Origin of the sequence: Streptomyces sp. NPDC048352 (genome assembly GCF_040651895.1) — a bacterium.
Lineage (GTDB): Bacteria > Actinomycetota > Actinomycetes > Streptomycetales > Streptomycetaceae > Streptomyces.
In genome coordinates this window covers 1-3,124 of the sequence record NZ_JBEZKZ010000066.1, presented here as the reverse complement: position 1 = coordinate 3,124, position 3,124 = coordinate 1, and the positions used below count along the sequence as shown (strand labels likewise).

Annotated in this window: 4 protein-coding genes; all 4 read left to right on the top strand. The window is 76.2% G+C overall.

Going from position 1 to position 3,124, the window contains the following annotated elements; all coding sequences use genetic code 11:
* Positions 1-165: 165 nt before the first annotated feature.
* Positions 166-1,737 carry an FAD-dependent monooxygenase gene (locus AB0D45_RS26890; protein WP_362463594.1) on the top strand — a complete coding sequence of 524 codons (1,572 nt, stop codon included), beginning with the start codon at positions 166-168 and terminating at the stop codon, positions 1,735-1,737.
* Positions 1,738-1,770: 33 nt separating this feature from the next.
* Positions 1,771-1,857, top strand: coding sequence for a putative leader peptide (locus AB0D45_RS26885; protein ID WP_311318651.1), 87 nt, complete (start codon positions 1,771-1,773; stop codon positions 1,855-1,857).
* A 79-nt stretch (positions 1,858-1,936) separates the two neighbouring features.
* The gene (locus tag AB0D45_RS26880) at positions 1,937-2,470 is read left to right on the top strand and encodes a cysteine dioxygenase (RefSeq protein WP_361607287.1); all 534 of its coding nucleotides are present in this window, start codon (positions 1,937-1,939) and stop codon (positions 2,468-2,470) included.
* Entirely contained in the window at positions 2,461-2,856 is a 396-nt protein-coding gene (locus AB0D45_RS26875; RefSeq protein WP_362463653.1) for a rhodanese-like domain-containing protein, read from the top strand. Before AB0D45_RS26880 ends, AB0D45_RS26875 begins: the two co-directional genes overlap by 10 nt.
* Positions 2,857-3,124 lie beyond the last annotated feature (268 nt).

Here is a 3,124-nt window from a genome sequence, read left to right as displayed (position 1 = left end):
CATGGGTTTTCTCTGGGTCTTGGTTTTGGGGGGGGCGGCGTGTGGGGCCGACACCCCCCCCCCCCCACCACACGCTGCTGTCCGGGGCCGGTGTCACTTGACGTAGGAACCTTCAGTGGGTTGCATACGTTCTGTGATCACATACCGGACATCGGAAGCCGCATCATGGACCCGGTGATCGTCGTCGGCGCGGGGCCCGTCGGGCTGTCCCTGTCCCTCGCCCTGGCCGGCCACGGAGTGCCCAGCGTCCTGCTCGACGAGGGGCCCGGCAAGGACGAGCCGCGGCCCGCCCGCAGCGTCGTCCTGCACTCCGACACCGCCGCCATGGCGCACCGGCTGGGCTGTACGACCCTGCGCGACGAGGGCGTCCCGTACGCGGCCTGGCGGACGATGAGGCGCCGTCAGGAGTCCCGGCGGATCACCTTCGAGGGCCAGAGCGCCCCCCTGCACCTGCCGCAGCACGCCCTCACGCGCGGACTGCGCGACGCCGCCGCGGCGCACCCCCTGGTCCAGCTGGTCACCGGCACCAAGCTGGACTCCTTCGAGCAGGACGAACGCGGGGTCACCGCGCGCACCCGGGGCACCGAGAGCACCTGGTGGCGCGGCAGCCACCTGGTCGGCTGCGACGGGGCCCGCTCCACGGTGCGCAAGCTGCTCGGCATCCGCTTCCCCGGCCGGACCGCCGTCGAGCGGCACGCCGTGGCCGCGCTGCGCGCCGAACTGCCCTGGCCCGGCGAAGCGCTGCTGCACCGCAGCCCGCCGTCCGGGCCCGAGGAGATCACCGCCCGGCCGCTGCCCGACGGGGTGTGGCGGCTGGACTGGCTGCTGGCCGCCCGGGGGGAACTCGTCACGCCGGACGCCCTCGTCACCCTCATCCGGGACACCCTGGCCCTGTGGTGCGGCGGCAGGACGCCCCCGTACGACCTGATCGACACCGGCGTGCACACCCTGCACCACCGGCTCGCCCGGCGCTGGCGCGACGGCCGGGCCTTCCTCGCCGGGGACGCCGCGCACCTGCTGGGCGCGCTCGGCACCCAGGGCGTCGAGGAGGGGCTGCGCGACGCGGAGAACCTCGCCTGGAAGCTCGCCCTGGCCTGGCACCAGGGCGCCTCCGAGGCCCTCCTCGACAGCTACGAGGGCGAACGGCGCACCGCCGTCGCCGCCCGGCTGCGCGCCGCCGACCAGGCCGTTCCCGTACTGCGCGGCGGGGGCGGCCTGCGCACCCTGCTGCCGGGGACGGGCCGGTCCGCCGAAACCCTGCTGACCGACGGCCACCTGGGCCGGGGCCCGCTGGGTGCGCCGCCGGTGTACGCGCCGCCGGTGGCCGTACGCGAGGTCCCGACGGCGACCGAGCCGGGCGGGCCCGTGGCGAACGTACCCGTGACCGCGCCCGACGGAGCCACCGTCCCGCTGCGCGACCTGCTGGGGCGGGGCCGGCTGCTGGTGCTGCTGGTCGCGCCGGGCACCGGGGTGTGGGACCGGCGGCACTGGCTGGGCGCCGGGCTGATGCCCCGGCTGGCGGCGGCCGTGAGCGCCCTGCCGGTGCCGGCCGACCTGCTGGTCGCCGACGGCTATCCGGGGGCGCCGGCGCACACCGTGCTCCTGGTCCGGGCCGACGGACACCTGGCGGCCACGTTCGCGGGCGTCCGGCCGGCCGAGCTGTACGAGGCGGCCGACGCCGTCCGCGCGGGGGCCCCGGCGGGGGCTGCGGCGACACCCGCTCCTGTGATCGATTGACCGTCCTCGGGGGCCCGTGGTTCACTCGCGGACATGACCGGCAACGACGTACGCCTGTGGCGGAGGGTTCACATGGACCTGCTCCGCTACGCGGGCTGCGTGTGTCGCCCCTCCTGCTGATTCGCCCTTCCTCCGCGCGCCCCCGTGCCCTTTCCGGGTAGGCGCGCACCTCCGCGAACCCCCAGGACGGTCACCACCCATGCCTTCTCCCGTGTCCACGCACGCCCCTGCCCGCTCCGCGGCTCCGACTGCGGCGGAACTCCTCGCCTTCGCGCTGCGCACCGCCTCCGACACCGAGATCGTCGACTCGCTCCCCCTCGACCCGGAGGGCCGCACCTGGATCCGGCTCGACGGTCCCGGCGGCAGCGAGGCCTGGCTGATCGGCTGGCCGCCGGGCACCGGCACCGGCTGGCACGACCACGCCGAGTCCCGCGGCGCGTTCGCCACCGCGCGGGGCCGGCTCATCGAGCACTCCCTGACCGTGCGCCTGCCCTCGGAGGGCTGGCAGAGCCTCGAACTGGCCCCCGGGGTGGACCGCACCCGCAGCCTCGGAGCGCTCAGCGGCCGGGCCTTCGGCGAGCACCACGTCCACGAGGTGCTGAACGGCTCCGCCACCGAGCACGCGGTGTCGGTCCACGCGTACTACCCGCCGCTGCCGCTGATCCGGCGGTACGGCCGCAGCGGTCCGGTGCTGCGGCTGGAGCACGTCGAGCGCCCGGCGGACTGGCAGTGAGCGCCGTGGGCATCGACGAGCTGCTGGAGCGGGTCCGCGCGACGTACGACCGCGTCGGCCCGCGGGAGGCGTACGAGGCGTCGCTGGACGGGGCCCTGCTGGTGGACATCCGCTACCAGGCGTTGCGCGACCGGGACGGAGTGATCCCGGGGGCGGTGGTCGTGGAGCGCAACGAACTGGAGTGGCGGCTGGACCCCTTGGGCTCCCACCGCCTCCCGGAGGCCGTCTCGCACGACCTGCGGGTGGTGGTGATCTGCAACGAGGGCTACGCGTCTTCGCTGGCCGCGGCGTCGCTGCACGCGCTGGGGCTGCGGCGGGCGACCGACCTCACGGGCGGCTTCCAGGCGTGGCGCGCGGCGGACCTCCCGGTGATCGCCCCTCCCTGACGCGCCGCTCGCGCGGCCGGTCCGTGGCCGGCCACGCCTTCTCCAGGCGCGTGGGGGGGGTGCCGCTGAGCCGGGCCCGGGTGGCCGGCCGCTGCGCGGTGCGGCTCCCCTACCCGCCCTTCGCCCGTTCCCCGGGCGCTGCCCGGACCCGCGCCTCAGACGCCGGCGGGGCTGGAATTCGCGCAGCGAATTTCCAGCCCGCGCGGCGTTTGAGCGTACCGGGCGCGCAGCGCCCGGTACCGGGGTCAGGGGGGGAGCCCCTGGGAAC